Source organism: Ralstonia sp. Ralssp135 (assembly GCF_047304345.1).
Lineage (GTDB): Bacteria > Pseudomonadota > Gammaproteobacteria > Burkholderiales > Burkholderiaceae > Ralstonia > Ralstonia chuxiongensis.
The window spans coordinates 184,161-207,899 of record NZ_JBGLYZ010000003.1; the positions used below are offsets into that span (position 1 = coordinate 184,161).

Annotated in this window: 23 protein-coding genes; 16 read left to right on the plus strand and 7 right to left on the minus strand. The window is 62.9% G+C overall.

Features of this window, described 5'->3' with window-relative positions:
• The first annotated feature begins 108 nt into the window (after positions 1 to 108).
• From pncB to ACCD03_RS04470, 5 genes are all read left to right on the plus strand, one after another.
• Positions 109 to 1,278 carry a nicotinate phosphoribosyltransferase gene (pncB, locus tag ACCD03_RS04450; RefSeq protein WP_045204413.1) on the plus strand — a complete coding sequence of 390 codons (1,170 nt, stop codon included), beginning with the start codon at positions 109 to 111 and terminating at the stop codon, positions 1,276 to 1,278.
• 89 nt (positions 1,279 to 1,367) lie between these two features.
• Positions 1,368 to 2,087: a lactate utilization protein C gene (locus ACCD03_RS04455; protein WP_325655040.1), complete on the plus strand. Its 720-nt coding sequence runs from the start codon at positions 1,368 to 1,370 to the stop codon at positions 2,085 to 2,087.
• 141 nt (positions 2,088 to 2,228) lie between these two features.
• The gene (locus ACCD03_RS04460; protein WP_325655039.1) at positions 2,229 to 3,638 is read left to right on the plus strand and encodes a sodium:proton antiporter; all 1,410 of its coding nucleotides are present in this window, start codon (positions 2,229 to 2,231) and stop codon (positions 3,636 to 3,638) included.
• Between the two features lie 19 nt (positions 3,639 to 3,657).
• Positions 3,658 to 4,659: a D-glycerate dehydrogenase gene (locus tag ACCD03_RS04465; RefSeq protein WP_325655038.1), complete on the plus strand. Its 1,002-nt coding sequence runs from the start codon at positions 3,658 to 3,660 to the stop codon at positions 4,657 to 4,659.
• Between the two features lie 12 nt (positions 4,660 to 4,671).
• Positions 4,672 to 6,144, plus strand: coding sequence for a DNA recombination protein RmuC (locus tag ACCD03_RS04470; protein WP_325655037.1), 1,473 nt, complete (start codon positions 4,672 to 4,674; stop codon positions 6,142 to 6,144).
• 84 nt (positions 6,145 to 6,228) lie between these two features.
• On the opposite strand, the gene ACCD03_RS04475 is transcribed toward ACCD03_RS04470, so the two are convergent.
• The 5 genes from ACCD03_RS04475 to ACCD03_RS04495 all read right to left on the minus strand — a co-directional run bounded on the left by ACCD03_RS04475 (position 6,229) and on the right by ACCD03_RS04495 (position 12,921).
• A complete protein-coding gene (locus ACCD03_RS04475; protein WP_004635681.1) occupies positions 6,229 to 6,507 on the minus strand; it encodes a hypothetical protein in 279 nt (92 codons plus the stop codon).
• Between the two features lie 151 nt (positions 6,508 to 6,658).
• A complete protein-coding gene (gene glp, locus ACCD03_RS04480) occupies positions 6,659 to 7,939 on the minus strand; it encodes a gephyrin-like molybdotransferase Glp (RefSeq protein ID WP_325655036.1) in 1,281 nt (426 codons plus the stop codon).
• A gap of 33 nt (positions 7,940 to 7,972) precedes the next feature.
• A complete protein-coding gene (mobA, locus tag ACCD03_RS04485) occupies positions 7,973 to 8,587 on the minus strand; it encodes a molybdenum cofactor guanylyltransferase MobA (RefSeq protein WP_325655035.1) in 615 nt (204 codons plus the stop codon).
• 20 nt (positions 8,588 to 8,607) lie between these two features.
• A complete protein-coding gene (gene moaA, locus ACCD03_RS04490; RefSeq protein ID WP_325655034.1) occupies positions 8,608 to 9,729 on the minus strand; it encodes a GTP 3',8-cyclase MoaA in 1,122 nt (373 codons plus the stop codon).
• A gap of 183 nt (positions 9,730 to 9,912) precedes the next feature.
• Complete coding sequence (locus ACCD03_RS04495) at positions 9,913 to 12,921, minus strand: Rne/Rng family ribonuclease (RefSeq protein WP_045204405.1); 3,009 nt, start codon at positions 12,919 to 12,921, stop codon at positions 9,913 to 9,915.
• Positions 12,922 to 13,645: 724 nt separating this feature from the next.
• Between ACCD03_RS04495 and ACCD03_RS04500 the strand changes: the two genes are divergently transcribed.
• Genes ACCD03_RS04500 through ACCD03_RS04515 form a run of 4 tightly spaced genes read left to right on the plus strand, consistent with a single transcriptional unit; the run spans position 13,646 to position 16,866 of the window.
• A complete protein-coding gene (locus ACCD03_RS04500; protein WP_253536737.1) occupies positions 13,646 to 14,680 on the plus strand; it encodes an RluA family pseudouridine synthase in 1,035 nt (344 codons plus the stop codon).
• Complete coding sequence (locus tag ACCD03_RS04505; RefSeq protein ID WP_045204403.1) at positions 14,661 to 15,320, plus strand: HAD-IA family hydrolase; 660 nt, start codon at positions 14,661 to 14,663, stop codon at positions 15,318 to 15,320. Before ACCD03_RS04500 ends, ACCD03_RS04505 begins: the two co-directional genes overlap by 20 nt.
• Positions 15,313 to 15,714 (plus strand): Rieske (2Fe-2S) protein, encoded by a 402-nt coding sequence (locus ACCD03_RS04510; RefSeq protein ID WP_045204402.1) that lies wholly within the window; start codon positions 15,313 to 15,315, stop codon positions 15,712 to 15,714. Before ACCD03_RS04505 ends, ACCD03_RS04510 begins: the two co-directional genes overlap by 8 nt.
• A 39-nt stretch (positions 15,715 to 15,753) precedes the next feature.
• Positions 15,754 to 16,866 carry a S49 family peptidase gene (locus ACCD03_RS04515; RefSeq protein WP_325655033.1) on the plus strand — a complete coding sequence of 371 codons (1,113 nt, stop codon included), beginning with the start codon at positions 15,754 to 15,756 and terminating at the stop codon, positions 16,864 to 16,866.
• A gap of 17 nt (positions 16,867 to 16,883) precedes the next feature.
• Here ACCD03_RS04515 and ACCD03_RS04520 read toward each other — a convergent pair whose 3' ends face one another.
• Both ACCD03_RS04520 and ACCD03_RS04525 read right to left on the minus strand, forming a co-directional pair.
• Positions 16,884 to 17,615, minus strand: coding sequence for an SAM-dependent methyltransferase (locus ACCD03_RS04520; protein ID WP_325655032.1), 732 nt, complete (start codon positions 17,613 to 17,615; stop codon positions 16,884 to 16,886).
• A 3-nt stretch (positions 17,616 to 17,618) separates the two neighbouring features.
• A complete protein-coding gene (locus ACCD03_RS04525) occupies positions 17,619 to 18,215 on the minus strand; it encodes a Maf-like protein (protein ID WP_413410970.1) in 597 nt (198 codons plus the stop codon).
• 192 nt (positions 18,216 to 18,407) lie between these two features.
• On the opposite strand from ACCD03_RS04525, the gene ACCD03_RS04530 reads away from it, so the two are divergent.
• The 7 genes from ACCD03_RS04530 to acpP all read left to right on the plus strand — a co-directional run bounded on the left by ACCD03_RS04530 (position 18,408) and on the right by acpP (position 23,661).
• Positions 18,408 to 18,944, plus strand: coding sequence for a YceD family protein (locus ACCD03_RS04530; RefSeq protein WP_325655030.1), 537 nt, complete (start codon positions 18,408 to 18,410; stop codon positions 18,942 to 18,944).
• Positions 18,945 to 19,060: 116 nt separating this feature from the next.
• On the plus strand, positions 19,061 to 19,240 hold the full coding sequence (gene rpmF, locus ACCD03_RS04535) for a 50S ribosomal protein L32 (protein WP_024976110.1): 180 nt from the start codon (positions 19,061 to 19,063) through the stop codon (positions 19,238 to 19,240).
• A 190-nt stretch (positions 19,241 to 19,430) separates the two neighbouring features.
• Positions 19,431 to 20,492, plus strand: a complete 1,062-nt coding sequence (plsX, locus tag ACCD03_RS04540) for a phosphate acyltransferase PlsX (RefSeq protein ID WP_045204397.1) — start codon at positions 19,431 to 19,433, stop codon at positions 20,490 to 20,492.
• A 37-nt stretch (positions 20,493 to 20,529) separates the two neighbouring features.
• Positions 20,530 to 21,510, plus strand: a complete 981-nt coding sequence (locus tag ACCD03_RS04545) for a beta-ketoacyl-ACP synthase III (protein ID WP_325655029.1) — start codon at positions 20,530 to 20,532, stop codon at positions 21,508 to 21,510.
• Between the two features lie 32 nt (positions 21,511 to 21,542).
• Positions 21,543 to 22,472 (plus strand): ACP S-malonyltransferase, encoded by a 930-nt coding sequence (gene fabD, locus ACCD03_RS04550; protein ID WP_325655028.1) that lies wholly within the window; start codon positions 21,543 to 21,545, stop codon positions 22,470 to 22,472.
• 14 nt (positions 22,473 to 22,486) lie between these two features.
• Positions 22,487 to 23,236: a 3-oxoacyl-ACP reductase FabG gene (fabG, locus tag ACCD03_RS04555; protein WP_045204394.1), complete on the plus strand. Its 750-nt coding sequence runs from the start codon at positions 22,487 to 22,489 to the stop codon at positions 23,234 to 23,236.
• A gap of 185 nt (positions 23,237 to 23,421) precedes the next feature.
• A complete protein-coding gene (gene acpP / locus ACCD03_RS04560; RefSeq protein WP_004635650.1) occupies positions 23,422 to 23,661 on the plus strand; it encodes an acyl carrier protein in 240 nt (79 codons plus the stop codon).
• Positions 23,662 to 23,739: the final 78 nt, after the last annotated feature.

The following is a 23,739-nucleotide window of genomic DNA, read 5'->3' on the forward strand; positions in this document are numbered from 1 at the left end:
AACGGCCATTTTCCGGGCCGTGCACCGGGATTTGTGTGACTGCCGCAGGCGGGCCGCGTGGCTTCGGTTAGCATGACGGCCAGTTCATATGGTTTTTTGCGCCGTCCGATGATCATCCGCTCGCTGCTCGATACCGATCTGTACAAATTCACGATGATGCAGGTGGTGCTGCATCACTTTCCTGGCGCGCACGTCGAATACCGCTTCAAGTGCCGCAACGCGGGCATTGATCTGGTGCCGTTCATTGACGAGATTCGCGCGGAAATCCGCCATCTCTGCACCCTGCGCTTTACCGATGCGGAACTCGATTACCTGCGCGGGATGCGCTTCATCAAGAGCGATTTCGTCGATTTCCTCGGCCTGTTTCATCTCAACGAGAAGTACATCGACGTGCGTCAGGCGCCCAGCAACGATGGGCAGATCGAGATCGTCATCGCGGGGCCGTGGCTGCACACGATCATGTTCGAGGTGCCAGTCTTGGCCATCGTCAACGAGGTGTTCTTCAGCCGCACGCAGACGCACCCGCAGTGGGAGGAGGGCAAACGTCGCCTGACCGACAAGCTGGCGTCACTGAAGCGCCCCGGCCTGGAGGAATGCCGCATTGCCGATTACGGCACCCGCCGTCGCTTCTCGCACACCTGGCACGAACATGTGCTGCTGGAGACGTGTGCGCAGCTCGGCGCCCAGTATGCGGGCACCAGCAACGTTTACTTCGCCATGAAGCACGGCATGACGCCACTTGGCACCATGGCGCATGAGTACTTGCAAGCCTGTCAGGCACTCGGTCCGCGCCTGCGCGATTCCCAGACCTTTGCGCTGGAAACCTGGGCCAAGGAATATCGCGGCGATCTCGGTATCGCGCTGTCGGATACCTACGGCTTTGACGCCTTCCTGCGCGACTTCGACATGTTTTTCTGCAAGCTCTTCGATGGCGTTCGCCACGATTCTGGCGACCCGTTCGAGTGGGGCGAGCGCATGCTCAAGCATTACGAGGACATGCGCGCCGAGCCGAAGTCCAAGGCGCTGATCTTCTCCGACAGTCTCGACATGCCCAAGGTCATCGGCCTCTATGAGCGTTTCCACGGCCGCTGCAAGCTGGCGTTTGGCGTGGGAACCAATCTGACCAACGACCTGGGCTACACGCCGCTGCAGATCGTCATCAAGATGGTCCGCTGCAACGGCCAGCCGGTGGCCAAACTGTCGGATGCACCGGAGAAGACCATGTGCGACGATCCGGCCTACCTCACATATCTGAAGCAAGTGTTCGGCGTGCAATAAGGCTCACGCCCGCGCCGAATAAGTTTCAACGGCCTGGGCGGATCGTGCTGAAAGTGGCTCGTATAATCGATCGATCTTTCGGAGCCGCCATGGAATCACAACCGGACACCCCCGTCGACCCGCTCGACACCAGCCGCGCACGCGATGCCATCTTTGCGCGCATCCGCAATGCGCAGCATCGTCCCGCGACACCAACACAGGGGGAGCGCGACGCTGTGGCGGATTACCTCGCGCGCCATCCCGCCGGCCCGCGCCCGCCAGTGCCCGAGAACCTCGCCGTGCATTTCGCCGAGCAAGCACTGAAGATGGCCTCCACGCTGGATACGGTGGACGCGCTATCCGACGTGCCGGGCGCTGTGGCTCGCTATCTGTCCGGCCTTAGCCTCAAGCCGCAGGCGGTGGCCTGGACCGCCTTGCAATCGCTGGACTGGGCGGCCGCCGGCATCGACATCGAATTCCGTCCGCCCGTGCGTGAGGCGCAAGCCGATCAGGAACACGGCGATCTCGTTGGCATTACGGGTTGCTTCTGCGCGGTTGCCGAGACGGGCTCGCTGATGCTGCTGTCGGCGCCGGAGAATGTCGCCTCCACGGCGCTGCTGCCCGAAACGCATATCGCCGTGGTGCCGCAGTCGCGCATCGTCGCCAATCTGGAAGACGCCTATGCGCTGATGCGAGCGGAGCGGGGCGAGCTGCCGCGTGCCACCAACGTGATCAGCGGGCCGTCGCGCACGGGCGATATCGAGCAGACGATTGTGCTTGGCGCACATGGGCCGTATCGCGTACACGTGATCGTGGTGACGGCTGCCTGAGGCAACGTTCGGGGGCGCCTTGCCCCGTCAAACCTCTGTGGATGTTTAGGGTCGATAGACCTCGGGCGTTTACACTGGCGTCTTTGTTTGTGTGGCGCGGCCGCGTTTGCGGTGTGCGCCCGCGATTAGGAGAACGCCTACGTGAAACGCCTCTGGCCCCTTGTCTTCCTGTGTGTCTGTGGCCTGGCGCGCGCCGCTGATGTGAGCGGCGTTGAGTTGCACCTGTTATGGGGTGTGCCGTTTGCGGGCATCCTGCTTTCGATTGCCATTGCGCCGCTCGTCGTGCCCAAACTATGGCACGAGCATTACGGCAAGATCGCGGCGGCGTGGGCGTTGGCGCTTCTGGTGCCGTTCGGGATCGTGTTCGGTTCTGACGCGGCCATCGCTTCCATCAATCATGCCGCCCTGGCTGAATACATTCCCTTCATCGCGCTGATCGCCGCTTTGTACGTTGTTGCAGGCGGTATCTGCATTCGCGGCAATCTGCATGGCACGCCAAAGCTCAATACAGGCTTGATCGCACTCGGCACGGCCCTGGCCAGCATCATGGGGACGACCGGCGCAGCCATGCTGCTGATCCGGCCATTGCTGCGCGCCAACGAAGCGCGCCGGCATCGAGCGCACGTCGTCGTGTTCTTCATCTTTCTGGTGGCCAATGCCGGCGGGGCGCTTACGCCGCTGGGCGATCCGCCGCTATTCCTCGGCTTCCTGCAGGGCGTTGATTTCTTCTGGACCACGCAACATCTGTGGCGGCAGACGCTCACGATGTGGGTGCTGCTGCTGGCGATCTTCTTCGTCATTGATAGCTATCTCTATCACACGGGCAAGGAGGAGCTACCCAACATCACCGACGCCACGCCGGACGACGCGGGCCCGCTGCGCTTCGAGGGCAACGTCAACTTTGTACTGCTGGCAGGCATTCTCGGCCTCGTGCTGATGAGTGGGCTGTGGAAGCCCGGCATCGTCTTCTACGTGATGGGCACGGAGGTACTGTTGCAGAACGTCGTGCGCGACATCGGGCTTGTCGTCATCGCGCTGCTGTCGCTGTGGCTCACGCCCCGTAGCGCGCGCGCCGGCAACGAGTTCAACTGGGAGCCCATTCTGGAAGTCGCCAAGCTGTTTGCCGGCATCTTCATCACGATCGGGCCGGTGATCGCCATGCTCAAGGCCGGCGTGGATGGCCCGTTCGCGGGCATCGTCCATCTCGTCAACGACAGCGCGGGCCAGCCGAACAACGCGATGTACTTCTGGGCGACGGGGTTGCTGTCGTCGTTCCTCGACAATGCGCCGACGTATCTCGTGTTCTTCAACACCGCCGGCGGCGACGCGCGCATGCTGATGAGCGAGGGCGCCTCCACGCTGGCCGCCATTTCCGCCGCTGCCGTGTTCATGGGCGCAAACACTTACATTGGCAACGCGCCCAACCTGATGGTCAAGGCCATCGCCGAAAGCCGTGGCCTGCAGATGCCGAGCTTCTTTGGCTACATGCTGTGGTCCGTTTGCATTCTCGTGCCGATTTTCGTTCTGATGACCTTCGTCTTCTTCCGCTAACCGAACGTGTGCTGAACGTATGAAACCCGGAATCCTTGTCACCCGCGCGATGTTTCCCGAAGTGCTTGAGCGCTTGCGCGAGACCTTCGACGTGATCGACAACCAAGCGGACGTCGTTTATCCGCCCGAAGCGCTGGCGGAGCGTCTGCAAGGTCGCGTTGGCCTGCTGTCCAACGCCGCCGACACCATCAACGCCGATCTGATCCGCCGCGTGCCGACGCTGCGTGCGGTGTGCAACATGGCCGTCGGTTACAACAACTTTGACCTCGCGGCGATGACGCGCGCGGGCATCCTGGCCACCAACACGCCCGACATCCTGACCGAGACCACCGCCGACTTCGGCTGGGCCTTGCTGATGGCCGCCGCACGCCGTGTGTCCGAATCCGAACGCTGGCTACGTGAGGGGCATTGGAAGCGCTGGACTTACGACGCCTTCCTCGGGGCCGAGGTATGTGGCAGCACGCTGGGCATTCTTGGCATGGGCCGCATCGGCCAGGCGCTGGCGCGGCGTGCAAGCGGCTTCTCGATGCGCGTGATCTATCACAACCGCAGCCGGCTTTCGCCGGAAGTCGAACAGGAGACGCGGGCCACGTACGTCAGCAAGGACGCGCTGCTGAAACAGGCGGATCATCTCGTGCTGGTGCTGCCGTATTCCAAGGAAAGCCACCACGCCATCGGCGCCGCAGAGCTGGCACAGATGAAGCCGACGGCTACGCTGGTCAACCTCGCGCGCGGCGGCATCGTGGATGACGCAGCGTTGGCGCAGGCGCTGGCGGAAAAACGCATCTTCGCGGCCGGCCTGGATGTGTACGAGGGCGAGCCGAAGGTGCATCCGGCGTTGCTGGAGGCCGAGCACGTTGCGCTCACGCCGCACATTGCCAGTGCCACCTTGGGCACGCGCCTGGGCATGGCGAACCTGGCGGCCGATAACCTGATCGCTGCGCTGGGCTTCGGCCCGCACGCGGGGCAGCCGCCCAACTTGTTGAACCCGGATGCGCTCGCGCAGCGCGCGTCCTCCTGATCGAAAACTGATATGGATTGGTTGGCTTTACTGACGTTGCTGGGCGTAGCCGTGGTGGCTGTGCTGTGCGTGTTGATCTGGCGCGGCGTGTCTCGACCGGCAGAGAACGATATGTCGCCGATGCTCGCGGCACTGCGCGATGAGCTCATGCGTGGCAACGAACGCATCGAGCGAGAACTGCGCGGTGAAATTGCTGAGACGGCCCGCATCGGCCGCAGCGACGTCACACAGCAGCTGGGGCAGTTCCAGCAGGTGCTGGCCACACAGCTCACTAGCGTCGCCACGCTGCAGAACAACCAGATCGACACGTTTGCGCAGCAGCTCACCAAGCTGACCGAGACGAACACGCAGCAGCTCGAAGCCGTGCGCCAGAATCTGCAGCAGCAAGCCCAGCAGGCACGCGAGGAGCAGGGCAACGCGCTGCGCCGCTTTGGCGAGACGATGCAGCAGCAGCTCTCCCAATTGGGTGAGGGCAACGAGCGTCGCCTGGCCGAGGTGCGCGCCACGCTGGAACAGAAGCTCAAGGACATCGAGGCGAACAACGCGACCAAGCTCGACGAGATGCGCCGCACCGTCGATGAAAAGCTTCACGCCACGCTGGAGCAGCGGCTTGGCGAATCGTTCAAGCTGGTGTCGGATCGGCTGGAACAGGTACATCGCGGCCTGGGCGAAATGCAGGCTCTGGCCCAGGGCGTGGGCGACCTGAAGAAGGTGCTGACCAATGTGAAGACGCGTGGCACCTGGGGCGAAGTTCAGCTTGAGATGCTGCTGGAGCAGATGCTCACGCCCGAGCAGTACGACAAGAACGTCGAGACCGTGCATGGTACTGGCGCGCGCGTGGAATTCGCCATCCGCCTGCCTGGCAAGACCGATGCCGATCACGATGCAACTGTCTGGCTGCCGATCGACGCCAAGTTCCCGAAAGAGCAGTACGAACGCCTGCTCGACGCGCAGGAACGGGCCGACGCCGACGCCGCTGCCGTCGCCAGCCGCGAGCTGGAAGTCGCGGTGCGCAAAGAGGCGCAGACCATCCACGAGAAGTACATCGCGCCGCCGGCCACGACCGACTTCGCCATCCTTTTCCTGCCGACCGAAGGCCTCTACGCTGAAGTGCTGCGCCGCCCGGGCCTGACCGACGAGTTGCAGCGCAAGTTCCGCGTGACGGTGGCAGGCCCGACCACGCTTACGGCCATCCTCAACAGCCTGCAGATGGGCTTCCGAACGCTGGCGCTGGAAAAGCGCTCCAGCGAAGTCTGGCAAGTGCTCGGCGCGGTGAAGAGCGAGTTCGGAAAGTTTGGTGATGTGCTGGCCGCGACCAAGAAAACGTTGGAGCGGGCCGTCAGCAACATCGAGCAGGCCGAGGTGCGGACGCGCCAGATGAACCGCAAGCTCAAAGCGGTGGAGGCGCTGCCGAGCGATTCCGCGCAGAGCGTGTTGGGGCTGGAAACCGCCGTGCCGCAGGACGACGAAACCGAGGCCGAATAAGGCAACGCCGAATAGAACGTCGGCATCAGCAAAAGAAAAGGGGCGGATATTTCCGCCCCTTCTTCTTGGACCGCGCAGAAGCGATCAGGCTTCTTCCGGCACGTCGCGCAGCAGGATCTCGATACCGCCAAAGCGCTCGGCGACCCAGTTGTAGGCGTGACAGGCCAGCCACAGCGCACCAAAACCAACCAGGGCATTGAGGATCAGGCCGCTGAGCACGACAATCGTCGGCAGTTCACCGTAGCGGACGAAGCCGACGAAGAAGAACAGCCCTACGACCGGCAGCGAGAAACACAGATACACCAGCACCAGCGCGCGTGCGGTGTGGGCCGGGTGAAGATACGCAATCTCCTTGGTCATCATGGCAGTGCTCAAGCTCAAATCCGAAACAATCAAACTGGCGCAGAGTGTAGCGAATCGACCGATGCGCCGATACCCGCAGCCCGCAGGTGACGCAAAAAACCGACAGCATGCGGTGTTGCAGACGGCACAAGAGCCGCCGTCGCCACGCCACTCAGACGAGGCCGTCGAACAGCAGGACCTGCACGGCGTCGCCGGCGTTGACCTGGCCTTGTTCGTGGGCGAGCACGACGAAACAATTTGCTTCACTCATGGAACGCAGGACGCCCGAACCTTGCTGGCCGGTCAGGCGGACTTCGAGCTGGCCGCGATCATTCAGGGCAGCGATTGCGCGCTGGTATTCCGTGCGCCCGGGGCGCTTGCGGATCGGGGCGGCGCTGACGGCCGGCACCAACGGCGCGCCCGCGTCGGTGGCGCCCATCATGCGCAGCAGCGCGCCGCGTACGAAGTGATAGAACGTCACCATCACCGCCACCGGGTTGCCCGGCAAGCCAAACAGGAACGCGCTGCGGCCATTTGACGCGATGCGCCCGAACGCCATCGGCCGGCCCGGGCGCATGGCGATCTTCCAGAACGTCACGTCGCCAAGCTTGGCCATCATCTGTTTGGTGAAGTCCGCTTCGCCGACGGAGACCCCGCCCGAAGTGATGATCGCATCGGCATTTTCGGCGGCGGTGCGGAACGCGGCTTCGAGCGCTGCCGGGTCATCGCGTACGACGCCCATGTCGAGCAGCTCCACGCCCAGGCGCGAGAGCATGCCGTGCAGCGTGTAGCGGTTGGAGTCGTACACGCAGCCGGCGTCGAGCGGTTCACCAATGGAGCGCAGCTCGTCGCCGGTGGAGAAGAACGCCACGCGCAGCTTGCGGCGCACAGACACTTCGGCGATGCCGAGTGAGGCGAGCAGGCCGATATCGGCGGGGCGCAGCGTACGGCCGGCGGACAGCGCGGCGCTGCCTTGCGCGAGGTCTTCACCACGCAGACGACGGTTGTCGCCGGCGCGTACGGCATCGCGGGCAAAGCGGACGGTGTCCCCATCGCCCTGCGTGAATTCCTGCGGGATGACCGTATCGCAGCCAACCGGCATGACGGCACCGGTCATCACGCGCACGGCTTCGCCTGCGTTGGGCGCACCATCAAAGGCGACACCCGCGTACGCCGTACCGATCACGCGCAAGGAGACTTCGCCTGCATCACCTGCAAGTTCCGCGCTGGCAAAGGCAAAGCCGTCCATTGCCGAGTTGTCGTGCGAAGGCACATCGATGGACGACAGCACGTCTTCGGCCAGCACGCGATCAAGCGCGCTGCGGATGGGCACGCGGGCCACGCCGCTCACGGGCTGCACGAAGTCGCGCATGATGGCTTGCGCTTGCGCGACGGGCAGGGCGTTCGGATCGTAATCGGACAGGCACGAAACGACAGAGGCGAGGGTGGTCATGGCGTCGATGAGGGATCGGATGGCGTTGGCGCTCTAGCGGCGCTCGGCCAGATGGTGCAGCTCTTCCAGCGTGTTGATGTTGGCGAAGGCGGTGCTGTCGTCAAACAACACGTCCACCGTCGCGTGGCGCGCGGTCCAGGTTTCGATCTTGCGACCACCACCTTGTAGATAGGCGATCAGGTCGTCGGCCAGCAGCGCATCGATCAGACAGAATACCGGCTGCACTTGCCGACGCAGTTGACCTTGCGCATCCGGCTCCATCGTCACCGGCATGGCGATGTGCGCGTTGGCCTCGTCCATTGCCTGCGAGAGCTTGGCCGCGAGGTCGGTCGGCACGAAGGGCGAATCGCAAGGCGCGGTCAGCAGGTAGCGCGTCTGGCATTGCTCGAGCCCGGCCAGGATGCCTGCCAAGGGGCCGGCAAAGTCTGGCACCGAATCCGCCACCACCGGCACGCCAAACGATTCGTACGCGGCGAGGTTGCGGTTGGCGTTGATCAGAATATGGCCGACCTGCGGCGACAGGCGCATCAGCGTATGCATCGCCATCGGCGCGCCACGAAACGTCTGCAGGCCCTTGTCGACGCCGCCCATGCGGCTGCCCCGGCCGCCTGCAAGGATCAGGCCGGTGATGTCGGATGTTGGAATCATGTCGTTGGATGCTGGCGGGTTCAGCCGCCGATGTAGGACATTTCGATGCGCCGGCCGGCCGGATGGGCCTCGCCGCTGGCACGCAATTCGGAGTAGCGGTCGGCGCGGCCTTGCCAGACCGTGCGGATCGCGTTGGAGAGTTCGAGATCGGTCGCGCCGCCGCGCAATAGCGCGCGCAGGTCAAAACCTTCTGTGGCGAACAGGCAGAGATATAGCTTGCCTTCGGTCGATAACCGGGCGCGCGTGCACTCGTGGCAGAACGCCTGTGTCACGCTGGAAATCACGCCGATTTCGCCAGCGCCATCAACGTAGCGCCAGCGCTCGGCCGTCTCACCGCTGTAGTTGGCCGACACGGGCTCAATCGCAAACTCCGCCGAGAGCCGCTTGACGACCTCCGCCGAGGGCACGACAGAGCGCATTTCCCAGTGATTGGTCGTGCCCACGTCCATGTATTCGATAAAGCGGACGATGATGCCGCTGCCACGGAAGTGACGCGCCATCGGCACGATTTGGTCATCGTTGTCGCCTTTTTTAACGACCATGTTGACCTTGATTGGTGCCAGTCCGACCTTGTGCGCCACTTCAATGCCATGCAGCACTTCGCCCACCGCAAAGTCGACGTCGTTCATGCGGCGGAAAGTCGCATCGTCGATGCCGTCAAGGCTGACGGTCACGCGGCTGAGGCCCGCGTCCTTGAGCGACTGCGCCTTGCGTGCGAGCAGGGCGCCGTTTGTGGTGAGCGTCAGGTCCAGCGGCTTGCCTTCGGCTGTGGTCAGGCGCGCGAGCATCTCGACCAGGCGTTCGATGTCCTTGCGCAGCAGCGGCTCGCCGCCGGTCAGGCGGATCTTCTCGACGCCGTGCTCGATAAACAACCGCGCCATGCGTTCGATCTCTTCGAACGACAGCAACTCGGAGTGCCGCAGGAAGCGGTAATCCTTGTCGAACACGTCCTTCGGCATGCAGTAGACGCAGCGGAAGTTGCAGCGGTCCGTCACCGAGATGCGCAGATCGTGCAGCCGGCGGCCGCGCGTGTCCGTCAGCCTGCCCTCTGCTGGGACGAGCACATTGGGGACATTAGGCACCGTGGCGCGATGGTGCTGGCCATCACGCAGATCGTAGAGAGGGATGACGGTTTCGGTCATGGTGTGGTGCGGTGCGTCAATCCCTGAAGCGGGATTGTTGCATCCGATACAACTTCGAGTGTAGCGCAGCCCCCGTTCCGCGCGAGCGACGGGGTTTCATACTCGATATATCGCGCACAGGAAAAAGGGCGGCCGAAGCCGCCCTCAAGTATTTGCCCCGGCGGTTACCCGCCGGTGTGCTGTTTACTGCTGGTCTGCACCACCCGCCGGGCGGTTGGTTTCGACCAAAACCATCGGGCCGTGCTGGACCGGCGGCAGAGGCTTGCGCTCGCGCGGCACACGCGGTGCCGTAACGGTGCGCGCAGCTTCTTCCTGCGAGGCGCGCAGCTTCTGATCGTCAGTGTGGACCCATGTCATGCCAGCGTTGTCCAGCACGCTTTGCAGCGTCTCGATCGGCAACGGCGAAGTCTGGGCGACGGTGCTGACCGGAGCTGGGACTTCCGCAAAGGCCGTCACGATGGCCTCTTGAGGCGCTTGCACTTCCGCGGCGGGTGCTGCGGTAGCGGTTGCAAGGGCGGGTTCCGTGGGCTGCACTTGCGGCAGGGCCGACACAGGTGCGACGGCTTCCGGAGCATGCACCGGTTCGTGTACCACCGGAGCCGGGTTCTCAACAGGTGCGAACGACGTCGTCTGCACCGGTTCTGTCACGGTCGGGGGCAGCACCGGCTCGGCATGCATTTCGGCGACGGCTTCGTCCGCGTTTTCAGCGCCTTCGCTATCGCTTTCACCTTCCGCACGGACGCCTTCCGCGCCTTCGCGGTCACGGCGATAGCGGTTGCGGCCACGACGGCCACGGCGGCGGCGCTCTTCACCTTCACCGTTGCCTTCTGCGCCAGGCGTCACGCCTTCGTCCACGACGCCTTCTGCCGGAGCAGCGGCGTCGAACAGCGGTTGCGGCACTTGCGATGCGGCGGTCTGGTCGATCAGCGCTTCGGTGGCCACGGCTGCGGCTTCCTTGGCTTGTTGGTCGCGCTCGCTGCGGCTTTCGCGCGGCTCGCGGCTTTCACGCGGCTCGCGTGGTTCACGACCCTCGCGGGCTTCACGCGGCTGGCGTTCGCGGCGTTCTTGATTGCGCTCGCGGCGGCCTTGGCCCTGGTTCTGACCCTCGCCGCGCACTTCCTGGCCTTGCTGCGGCTGACGAGCTTCAGCCGTCTCGCGAACAGCGCCTTCGACCTGGGCCGGCTGGCGGTTGCGATCTCGGTTGCCGCGCTGACCGTCACGTTGACCTTCGCGCTGGCCTTGTTGCTGACCTTCGCGGACTTCGTTGCGCTCACGGCCCTGGCGGTTGCCATCACGGCCGTTCTGGCCTTGACCTTGGCGCTCGCCACGTTCGCCGCGCTGGCCACGGCCACCACGGTCCTGACGATTGCCACGGCCTTGGCGGTTGCCTTCTTCAGCACGTTGCTTCGGGGTTTCGACGGGCGCAGCCACCACCGGCTCGGCCGGCTTGGCGCCAAACAGCGATTTCAGCCACGAAACGAAACCACCCTGGGCGGGCACCGGAGCCGGCGCCTGCGGTGCCGGAGCGGCTTCAGTACGAGCCGGACGCTCAGCGCGCGGGACCGACACGGGTGCCGGTTGGTCCGGCGTGATGCCCTTGACAGCAGCTTCCTGGCGCGGCTTGGCAGCTTCCTTGCGGGTGCTGTAAGCGGTGTCGGCTTCCAGTTCCTTGGCGGCCTCTTCGGCCATCTTGTAGCTGGCCTTGTCGTCGTCCAGGCGCGGATCGTCGTGGCGCAGGCGCTCCAGCTTGTAGTGCGGCGTCTCCAGATGCTTGTTCGGGATCAGCAGCACGTTGACCTTGAAGCGCGTCTCGATCAGGTTGATGTCCGGGCGCTTCTCGTTGAGCAGGAACGCAGCCACTTCCACCGGCACCTGGCAGTGGATCGCAGCGGTGTTTTCCTTCATCGCCTCTTCCTGGATGATGCGCAGCACCTGCAGGGCAGAGGATTCGGTATCGCGAATGTGGCCCGTGCCGTTACAGCGCGGGCAAGTGACGTGCGAGCCTTCCGACAGCGACGGACGCAGGCGTTGACGCGACAGCTCCATCAGGCCGAAGCGGCTGATCTTGCCCATCTGCACGCGGGCGCGGTCGTGGCGCAGCGCGTCTTTCAGGCGGGTTTCGACGTCCTTCTGGGCCTTGCTCGACTCCATGTCGATGAAGTCGATCACGATCAGGCCACCGAGGTCGCGCAGGCGGAGCTGGCGAGCGATTTCGTCGGCAGCCTCAAGGTTGGTGCGCGCGGCGGTTTCTTCGATATCGGCGCCTTTGGTGGCGCGTGCCGAGTTCACGTCAATGGCGACCAGCGCCTCGGTGTGGTCGATCACGATGGCGCCGCCCGAGGGCAGCATGACCATGCGCGAGTACGCCGATTCAATCTGGTGTTCGATCTGGAAGCGCGAGAACAGGGGAACGTCGTCGCGGTACTTCTTCACCCGATTCATGTTGTCGGGCATCACCACGCTCATGAAAGCGCGGGCTTGATCGTAGATATCGTCCGTATCGATCAGGATTTCGCCAATATCCGGCTGGAAGTAATCGCGAATCGCGCGGATCACCAGGCTGGATTCGAGATAGATCAGCAGCGGGGCCTTGTTGTCGACGGCGGCACCATCAACGGCCTTCCACAGCTGCATCAGGTAGTTCAGGTCCCACTGCAGCTCTTCGGCCGATCGGCCGATGCCAGCGGTGCGGGCGATGATGCTCATGCCGTCCGGCACTTCCAGCTGCGCCATCGTCTCGCGCAGTTCCTGGCGGTCTTCTCCCTCGATGCGGCGCGACACGCCACCGCCCCGCGGATTGTTCGGCATCAGCACTAGATAGCGGCCGGCCAGCGAAATGAACGTGGTCAGGGCTGCGCCCTTGTTGCCGCGCTCTTCCTTTTCAACCTGGACGATCAGCTCCTGGCCTTCAGACAGGGCGTCCTGGATGCGCGCGCCGCGCACGTCCACACCGTCCTTGAAATAGGCGCGGGCGACTTCCTTGAAGGGGAGAAAACCGTGCCGCTCTTCGCCGTAGTTGACGAAGCACGCTTCCAGCGACGGTTCGATGCGGGTGATGACACCCTTGTAGATATTGCCTTTGCGCTGTTCGCGCCCGGCGGTTTCGATGTCGATATCGATCAGTTTCTGACCATCGACAATGGCGACGCGCAATTCTTCTTGCTGCGTCGCATTGAACAACATGCGTTTCATTGCAACCTCACTCCAATGCCGTGCAAGCACGGCGCTTCATGGAGCACGCAAAGGCGGAGCGGGTGGTCAACGAATTGCCGAGGTGTCGGCCAACAAAAAAGGCGCGACGGGGCACGGGTGAAAGAAATGAGGGCGTCACGGATGGCAGGGCGGAGTCCGCGGACGCGGTTGGCGTCCAGTTGCGCGTCCTGTCACTCGTGCCACGGGCCCGATGCATTCGCAGGCGGGCCGGCGGCGGCGAGTCGCGTGAAGCGACCACAAAGAGCGAATTGACGGACGGCTTGTCCGGACGAAACCCGCGGCGGGGCAAATCGGGCGGCGTGCTGCTTTTTGGAGTTTTGCCGCCGGACCGCCATGGCAACGCGGTAACCGGATGTTCAGCCGGCCGGCACCAGTCTGGTGCGGCAAGGGCTTCTTTCACCAAGCGGGCGCCGTATGGATGACCATGTGGCGCCCGCCTTTGAATTCTGTTCTACCAGCTGCTCGTTCTACGCTGGCCGACCTTGCCGACGTGATCTTTGGTTCACGTCCTGCGCGATGGGACAGCGGTGCGTGCTGCTTTCGTGCCGATTAGTCGGCCACGTGATTAGCTTTGTAACACAAGTGGGCGAGAGATCGGCGCGTTCCGGACCGAAACGGTGGCTGTGTACAATACCTGTTGTTTCGTTCCGACCGGCTGTTGCTGGCGCTTAAACGACTGTCCAGCGAGAAAATTATATTGAAAATGAATGAGTTACGCCATCCATTTGATGGCCGCATTCAACAGGCCGGACGTGGCACACTCGGCGATGCACTCGACGGCAAGTCGGTCGCCTATGTTGAAATCGGCGAGGACGCCGAAGGGCAGCGCATCGACAATTTCTTGATGCGCGTGGCCAAGGGCGTGCCCAAGAGCCATATCTACCGCATCTTGCGATCCGGCGAGGTGCGCGTTAACAAGGGCCGTATTGACGCGGAATATCGCCTGAAACTCGGTGATCTGGTCCGTATCCCGCCCCTTCGTATCGCCCAGCAGGCAGAAGCGCCGCGCGCGGTTCCTGCGGCAGAATTCACGATCCTGCACGAAGACACGCACTTGTTGGTGATCGATAAGCCTGCCGGGGTGGCCGTTCACGGCGGCTCCGGGGTGGCGTTTGGGGTGATCGAGCAATTGCGCCAATCGCGCCCGGACGCGAAGTTTCTAGAGTTGGTGCACCGGCTCGACCGCGAAACGTCGGGTGTGCTGCTGCTCGCCAAAAAGCGCTCTGCGCTGGTAGCGCTGCATGAGCAGATCCGTGAAGGTCAGTTGGACAAGCGGTACTTTGCGGCTGTGAAGGGCGTCTGGCCGCACAAGCGTCAACACATCAAGTCGCCGCTGCACAAGTACACCACGCCGGAAGGCGAGCGCCGCGTGCGCGTGCAGGCCGATGGTCAGGCGTCGCACACGATCTTCAACAAGGTGGGGGTGTTTGGCCCCTACACGTTGCTGGAGGCCGAGCTGAAGACAGGGCGTACGCACCAGATTCGTGTGCATCTTGCGCACGCCGGTTTTCCTATCCTGGGCGACGACAAGTATGGCGATTTTGCCCTGAACAAGGCGCTATCCCGTGCGAATGCTTCGCCGCGACTGGCACGGATGTTCTTGCATGCGCATCGCCTGCAGCTGACGCATCCGCAAAGCGGTGAAATCGTCACGTTCAATGCGCCGTTGCCCGCCGAGTGTGCCGATTTCCTCAACGCTTTCAAGGGCCCCGATTCCGATGCCGCAGCAGCGCTTTGATCTGATCGTCTTCGATTGGGATGGCACGTTGATGGATTCGACATCGGCTATCACCCGATCGATCCAGCTTGCATGCCGGGATCTTGACCTCCCGGTCCCGGACGATACACGGGCGAGCCATGTGATCGGCCTGGGCCTGCGGGATGCCCTTGAATATGCCGTCCCGACGCTCGATCCTGCCGATTACGGCAAGCTGGCTGATCGATATCGCTTCCATTACCTCAGCCGCGACGCGCACCTTGTGCTGTTTCCCGGCGTGCGAGAAATGCTGGAGGCTCTGCGCCGCGAGAACTATCTGCTGGCTGTGGCGACGGGCAAATCCCGCGTTGGTCTGCAACGTGCGATGGAAGCGACGAATCTGACGGGCGTGTTCGACAACACGCGCTGCGCCGATGAGACGTTCTCCAAGCCGCATCCCGCGATGCTGCTCGAATTGACGCGCGATCTCGGCATGGAGGTCGAGCGTACCGTGATGATTGGCGACACGACGCACGATCTGCAGATGGCGGCCAATGCGGGCGCCGCGGGCGTAGCCGTCACATACGGCGCGCACCCTGCCGATGTGTTGGATTCGCTTACGCCGCTGTATAGCGCCAAGTCGGTTCCCGATTTACACAATTGGCTGACGCAACATGCCTGAGATGGCTGAACAGATTCGTGTGTGCGAGAGTTCTGCGCTGGAAGATGGCGGCCTGGGCGTCCGATTTCAGGTGGACGTGCGCGGGCGGCTCGTCAGCGCGTTTGTCGTCCGTTACGCGGGCGGCGTCCACGGTTATCTGAACCAATGCGCGCACGTTCCGATGGAAATGGACTGGCAGGAAGGCCAGTTTTTTGAAAGCTCGGGCCTGTATCTAATGTGCGCGACGCATGGCGCCATTTACGAGCCAGATACGGGCCGGTGCGTCGGCGGACCTTGCCGGGGCTCGCATTTGTCCAAGCTTGAGGTGGCTGAGCGCGACGGCGCAGTCTGGTGGCAGCCGGATGCGCTATTCCGGGCGCCCGTGTCCGCGCCGGAACCAACACCTGCTGCCTAGTAGCGCAGTTTTTCTTCCCGACCGTTTTCCTCCCTGTCTATGACCGACTCAATTCCGCCGAAAGGGCCTGACGATGCCCCCACCGAGGGTGCTGGCAAACCAGAAGCGCTGGAAGTCACGCAGCACGCTGATCATCCGCTTGAAGCGGAATTGCGGAACCCGGCTGCCGGTAAGCCCGCATCGGCATCAGCGTCAGCAGCATCTGCGCAGGCTGGCGGCTGGGAGCGTGAGGTGCTCGAAAAGGTATTGATGGCAACCGTGCGTGAACAGCGGGCCGCGCGCCGCTGGCGCATCTTTTTCCGCTTCGTGACGCTAGGTCTGATCGGGGTGCTTATTTACGCATTCGCCAGTCTGGAAGGCGAAACCGTCAGCACGGGCCGCCACACGGCAGTTGTCACGCTCGATGGCGAAATTGCAGCCAACACAAACGCCAGCGCCGAAAATATCAATGCATCGTTGCAGGCTGCGTTTGCAGACGACAACACCGTCGGTGTCATCCTGAAGATCAATTCGCCCGGGGGCTCGCCGGTGCAGGCGGGCATGATCAACGACGAAATCCGCCGTCTTCGTGCCAAGTACAAAAAGATTCCGCTGTACGTTGTAGTCGAAGAGATGTGTGCGTCAGGCGGTTATTACGTGGCCGCTGCTGCCGACAAGATTTACGTCGACAAAGCCAGCATCGTCGGCTCCATCGGCGTGCTGATGGACGGCTTTGGCTTTACTGGTCTGATGGACAAGGTGGGTGTGGAGCGCCGCCTGCTCACGGCCGGTTCGAACAAGGGGATGCTTGATCCGTTCTCGCCCGTGTCGCCCCAGCAGAAACAGTATGCGCAGGAGATGCTCGATCAGGTGCACCAGCAGTTCATCGATGTGGTGAAGCAGGGGCGCGGCAACCGTCTGAAGGACGATCCGACGCTGTTCACGGGCCTGTTTTGGACGGGCGCCAAGGCCGTGGATCTTGGTCTGGCCGACGCGATCGGCAGCTCCGATTTCGTCGCTCGCAGCGTCATCAAGGCTCCGGACGTGGTCGACTACACCGTCAAGGAAAACTTCGCCTCGCGCGTGGCACGCAAGCTCGGCACGGCGATGGGCGCGGGCGCTGTGAAGGCGCTGGCCGCTACGGGCCAGCTCAAGCTGCTGATGAAGGAGTAGGAGAGGGAAGAGGCGTGCTATCGCGCCAGCAGCGAGAAGATTGCCGGCCGCTTGTGCAGGTTCATGCGGTCGGCGCGCCAATCGCTCACCGGCAGTGTGACGACCTGCTCGTCTGGGAGCGTCAGGTCCACTGCAATCGATAGCAGCGTACTTGGCGCGCAACCAGCCTGAATGGCTTCAAGCAATGCGCCATTCCTGTACGGCGTTTCGATGAACACCTGTGTTTGGCCCGCTGAGCGTGAAAGCTGCTCCAGCGCGCGCAGCTTGGTCTTACGCTCTACGGCGTCCACCGGCAGATAGCCGTTGAACGCAAAGCTCTGGCCGTTCAAGCCAGACGCCATCACCGCCAGCAGGATCGAACTCGGCCCCACCAGTGGCTTTACGCGCACGCCGCGTCGGTGCGCGAGACGCACGAGATTCGCGCCGGGATCGGCCACCGCCGGCACGCCGGCTTCCGACATCAGCCCCGCGTCCTGGCCGGCAACCACCGGCGCCAGCAGCGCTTCCAATTCCGATTCCGGTGTTTTGACGTTCAGCTCGCGGATGGTGATTTCCTGCAGTGGGCGCGCCAGCGGCGTGGTCTCGGACAGCTTCTTCAACAGCGCGCGTGCGGTCTTGGCGTGTTCAGCGACGAAGTAATCGAGTCGCGCGGTGACCTGCTGCACGCCGGCCGGAATCACGTCAGGCAGCGGGTCAGCCGCATCGCGCGAGCCAAGCGTATTTGGAATGAGGTAAAGCGTACCGGCCATGGTTCAGGCGAAGAGTGGGTAGTGAACGTTGCGCAGCATGCTGGTCAGGGCGATCAGCGGCAGGCCAACCAGCGCGGTCGGGTCGGACGACTCCACGCGTTCAAGCAGGGCGATGCCCTGACCTTCGGATTTGGCGCTTCCCGCAACGTCGTACGGGTGTTCCAGATGCAAGTAGGCGTCCAATTCCTCGTCGGAAAGATCGCGGAAGGTCGCCAGCGTGCGGATGTCCTCGCTCTGGTGCTGCCCGGTCCGGCCGTCGTACAGGCACAACGCTGAATGGAATGTGACGGTGCGTCCTCGCATCCAGTGCAGTTGCGCCAGTGCGCGGGCATGGTCGCCGGGTTTGCCGACCTGCTCGCCGTCTAGCGTGGCGACCTGATCGGAGCCGATGACCAGCGCGCCGGGATGGCCTGCTGCGACCTTCTCCGCCTTTTGCCGAGCCAGGCGCAGAGCGGTCTGGTCGGGCGACTCGTTCGGGGCGGGGGTCTCGTCAATGTTCGGGACCACGATCTCAAACGGCAGGCGCAAGCGTTCGAGCAATTCCCGCCGATATGGCGAGCTGGAGGCGAGAATTAGCGGCGGACGCGATGCAGAAGTCATAAGTGCTTGAAGATGCAGTGGATTTTGAGCAAAACCTTTTGACGTCAGAGGTTTCTGCCCGCTATAATCCCGCGTTTCGCGGTTTGGCCGCGCAGTGTCGCAAACCGGGCGCCCAGGCGCAAGGTGTCGCGCGCTGCAGGGCGGTCGATCCGGTTCGCGCACCAACAGCAACGCGTTTAGCAGGTTCGATTCGTGGATTTTCGTGCATTCGATCTTTTCGCGTTCATTCGCGCAGGCGAGCCGGCAAGTGGCGCGGTCCATCTGACTGATATGCCTCGCCTGCTTGCCGAGCAAGCCGCCGATGCCCCGGCAGACGCCAACGCGCAGTTCCGTTGGCAGTTGCAGGGTCTGGTACGCGAGGAAGCCACCGCCGGTCAGTTGCCGCGCCAGCGGCTCTTCGTGGATCTGGAAGTGGATGGTGCGGTCTGGCTGCAATGCCAGCGATGCCTCAAAGCGTACGAGCAACCTCTGCCGGTGCGCATGCGCCTGGAAGTCATGCGCTCGGAAGCCGATGCCGATGCCGCTCCGCTGGATGACGATGAGGCCGATGTCATCGTCGGCTCGCGCAACTTTGATCTGATCACGCAGATCGAAGATGAGCTGTTGCTGGCGTTGCCGGTGTCGCCGCGTCATGCAGCCTGCCCGGATGAGGTATTGCCGGAAGAGGCTGAGGCTGAAAAGAAGCCATCGCCGTTCGCGGTGCTGGCCAACCTGAAGACCAAACATTAGGCGTGCGCGAATATTTGCGCGCGCTGATGGCAGTACGTTTCACACGCCTACCGGAATGGCTACGCTCCGGCTCCGTGTGATGTGATAAAATTGATCAAATTGCTTAGGAGTCAGTCATGGCTGTTCAACAAAACAAGAAGTCGCCGTCCAAGCGCGGCATGCATCGTTCGCACGATTTCCTGACGGTGGCCCCGGTCGCTGTCGAGCCGACCACCGGCGAAGTGCACCTGCGTCACCACGTGAGCCCGAACGGCTACTATCGTGGCCGCAAGGTTGTGAAGACCAAGAACGACTGATGCGATTTGCCAGTTTTCTGGCAAGCGTGTTGGGCTGGTCTGAACGCACAGGTTCATGATGCAAGCAAAAAAGCGGCAAGCCAATTTGCCGCTTTTTTGTTGAGCGAAATTCGGCAATGCGTGTACGGGTTTGTGTACCATACGCGCGCCAACGGCCGGAGCCGCACGTGAAACCGCAACTCAGACTCGCATGACCATCAAGCTTGCCATCGACTGCATGGGTGGTGATCACGGCGTTGGCGTGACAATCCCTGCAGCGATTCATTTTCTCGCCGCACACGAAGACGTCGAAATGCTGCTCGTCGGGCAGCCCGATGCCATCGCGGCGCAGCTCAAGCGACTCCACGCTACCGCGAACCCGCGCGTCCACATCGTTCCCGCCTCCGAGGTGGTGTCGATGGACGATCCGGTCGAGGTGGCGCTGCGCAAGAAGAAAGATTCTTCGATGCGCGTGGCCATCAACCAGCTTAAGGAAGGCGCCGCTCAGGCGTGCGTTTCCGCGGGCAATACCGGCGCGTTGATGGCTGTGTCGCGTTACGTTCTCAAGACGCTGGACGGCATTGATCGCCCGGCAATCGCTACCGCCATCCCGAACGAGAAAGGTGCTGGCACCACCGTGCTGGACCTTGGTGCCAACGCCGACTGCGAGCCCGAGCACCTGCTGCAGTTCGCGCAGATGGCCTCGGCGATGGTGTCGGTCGTTGAGCAGAAGCCTCGCCCGACGGTTGGCCTGCTGAACATTGGCGAAGAGGTCATCAAGGGCAACGAGGTCGTCAAGCAGGCGGGTGAGCTGCTGCGCGCTTCTGACCTGAACTTCTTCGGCAACGTTGAAGGCAACGACATCTTCAAGGGCACGACCGACATTGTTGTCTGCGATGGCTTTGTCGGAAACGTGGCGCTCAAGAGCACCGAAGGCCTGGCCAAAATGATCGGTGAGATGCTGCGCCAGGAGTTCAGCCGCTCGTGGTTCACGAAGCTGCTCGCCGTCGTGGCGCTGCCGGTATTGACGCGTTTCAAACGACGCGTGGACCATAGGCGCTACAATGGCGCCGCGCTGCTCGGTCTGCGTGGTCTGGTCATCAAGAGCCACGGCTCGGCCGATGCCTACGCGTTCGAGTGGGCCATCAAGCGTGCCTACGACGCTGCGGCTAACGGCGTGATCGCCCGCATTGCGCAGGCGTTCGAATCGCACCATGACGCAGCGGGCGCTGCGCCGGTCTCCACTTCCACTCCGGCTGCTGACGCTGCTTGAAGGCGTCGCTCCCGAGTCAGATTTCACCCCACCGCACATGACACGTTTCGCAAGGATCATCGGTACGGGCAGCTACCTGCCGCCCAAGCGGGTCACCAATGACGAACTGGCGGCCCAATTGGCCGAGAAGGGTATTGAGACGAGCGACGAATGGATCGTCTCGCGCAGCGGCATCAGGGCGCGCCATTTCGCCGAACCTGATGTTACGTGCAGCGACCTCGCAGTCAAGGCGGCTGAGCGCGCGATCGAAGCCGCCGGCATCGATCGTTCCGAACTCGACCTGATCCTGGTGGCGACGTCCACGCCGGATTTTGTGTTCCCGAGCACAGCTTGCCTGGTGCAGCAAAAGCTCGGCATCATCAACGGCTGCCCTGCGTTCGACGTGCAGGCCGTGTGTTCCGGTTTCGTCTACGCCCTGGCGATCGCCGACAAATTTATCCGCTCGGGTGCGTACCGCAACGTGCTCGTGATTGGCTCGGAAGTTTTCTCGCGCATCATCGATTTCAGCGATCGCACCACTTGCGTGCTGTTTGGCGATGGCGCTGGCGCCGTGGTGCTGCAGGCTTCCGATGAGCCGGGCATCCTGTCGACTGCGCTGCATGCCGACGGCAGCCACGCCAACATCCTGTGCGTGCCGGGCAATGTTGCCGCAGGTGCAATTCAGGGCAGCGCCTTCCTGTACATGGATGGTCAGGCCGTCTTCAAACTGGCCGTCACGGTGCTCGACAAGGTTGCCCGTGAAGCGCTGGCGGCAGCGGAGCTCGAAGCCTCGCAAGTCGACTGGTTGATTCCGCACCAGGCGAACATCCGCATCATGCAGGGCACGACCAAGAAGCTGGGTCTCTCCAACGAGCGCCTGATCGTGACCGTCGACGAGCACGGCAACACGTCTGCAGCGTCGATCCCGCTGGCGCTCGACGTTGCTGTGCGCGACGGCCGTATCCAGCGCGGTCAGCACGTGATGCTTGAAGGCGTGGGCGGCGGCTTTACCTGGGGCGCCGCGCTGCTGCGCTTCTGATCGACGAATTTCCAGAACGAACAATACGAGCCATGACATTCGCTTTCGTCTTCCCCGGCCAGGGTTCGCAATCGGTCGGCATGCTCAATACGTTTGCCGATCATCCGGCCGTGGCGGCCACGCTGGCCGAGGCGTCCGACGCGCTGGGCCAGGACATCGGCAAACTGATCGCCGAAGGCCCGGCAGAAGAACTGAACCTGACGACCAACACGCAGCCTGTCATGCTGACAGCAGCTGTTGCTGTCTATCGCGCATGGCAGGCTGCCGGCGGCCCGACGCCGACCGTCGTGGCCGGCCATAGCCTCGGCGAGTATTCGGCGCTGGTCGCCGCGGGTGCCATCGCGTTCAAAGACGCAGTACCGCTGGTGCGTTTCCGCGCCAAGGCGATGCAGGAAGCCGTGCCGGTGGGCGAGGGCGGTATGGCTGCGATCCTCGGCCTGTCGGACGATGACGTGCGCGCAGCATGCGCCGAAGCTTCCGTCGCGGGTGTGGTCGAGGCTGTGAACTTCAACGCACCGGCCCAGGTGGTGATCGCAGGCGCCAAGGCGGCCGTCGAGAAGGCTTGCGAAATCGCCAAGGCCAAAGGCGCCAAGCGGGCGCTGCCGCTGCCGGTGTCGGCGCCGTTCCATTCGTCTCTGCTCAAGCCGGCGTCGGATCGTCTGCGCGAGTATCTCGCCAACGTGACGGTCAATGCCCCGGTAATCCCCGTCATCAATAACGTGGACGTGGCTGTGGTGAGCGACCCGGCTGCCATCAAGGATGCGCTGGTGCGCCAGGCAGCATCGCCGGTGCGCTGGGTTGAGACGGTCCAGAAGATGAAGGCCGACGGCGTTACCCGCGTGGTCGAGTGTGGGCCGGGCAAGGTGCTGGCCGGTCTGGTCAAACGTATCGATGGCGAGATCGTCGGTGACGCGATCTTCGATCCGGCGTCGCTGGAAGCCGTGCTGGGCCAACTCAAATAATCAACGGGATTCGTATGACCCAAGCATTGAATAATCAGGTTGCTCTCGTTACCGGTGCTTCGCGCGGCATCGGCCGTGCCATTGCGCTGGAACTGGCGCGCCAAGGTGCTACGGTGGTCGGTACGGCCACGTCGGAAGCCGGCGCGCAAGCCATCACTGCGTACTTTGCCGAAGCCGGCGTGAAGGGTTCGGGTGTGGTGCTCAACGTGAATGACGCCGCGCGCTGCGAGGCGGTCATCGACGAAACCATCAAAACGCATGGTGGCCTGAACATCCTCGTCAACAATGCCGGTATCACGCAGGACAATCTTGCGATGCGCATGAAGGACGAAGAGTGGGTGTCGGTCATCGACACGAACCTCTCGGCCGTGTTCCGCCTGTCGCGCGCCGTGTTGCGCCCGATGATGAAGGCGCGCGGTGGCCGCATCATCAACATCACCTCGGTGGTGGGCTCTGCCGGCAACCCGGGGCAGGCGAACTACGCAGCGGCCAAGGCTGGCGTGGAAGGTATGGCTCGAGCGCTGGCGCGTGAGATCGGTAGCCGGAACATCACGGTCAACTGCATCGCTCCGGGCTTTATCGATACCGACATGACCAAGGTTCTGTCGGAAGAGCAACATACCGCGCTGAAGGCGCAGATTCCGCTGGGCCGTCTCGGCGCGCCCGAGGACATCGCCAGCGCGGTTGCCTTTCTGGCGTCACCGGCGGCGGGCTACATTACGGGCTCGACGCTGCACGTCAATGGCGGCATGTATATGGGATAAGGAAGCCGTCCCGGCGGCGGGTGTGCGGGCTTTGCACATGTGCAAAATCCTGTGTGATCGCCGATTTAACTGGCTTTTAGCATCATGTTGAGCGCATTTTTTGCATGGATTCCAGCGCGGTTTTTCGCCGCGCAAACCTGCTAGAATGCGCGCACTTTTTGTCGAATACTTCCCTGGAGGGTTAAATGGACAACATCGACGCACGCGTTAAGAAGATCGTTGCAGAGCAACTCGGCGTGGCCGAGGCAGACATCAAGAACGAATCGTCGTTCGTGAACGATCTGGGCGCGGATTCGCTCGATACGGTTGAGCTGGTGATGGCTCTGGAAGACGAGTTCGGTATGGAAATCCCGGACGAAGAAGCCGAGAAGATCACCACGGTGCAGCAAGCCATCGATTACGCGACCGCCCACGTCAAGGCGTAAGCGTCAATCGATCTCTTGACATCGCGGGCCACAGAAAGGGCGGTTGTCCGGTTTGACCGGGTGGCGCGTTTTCTGTGG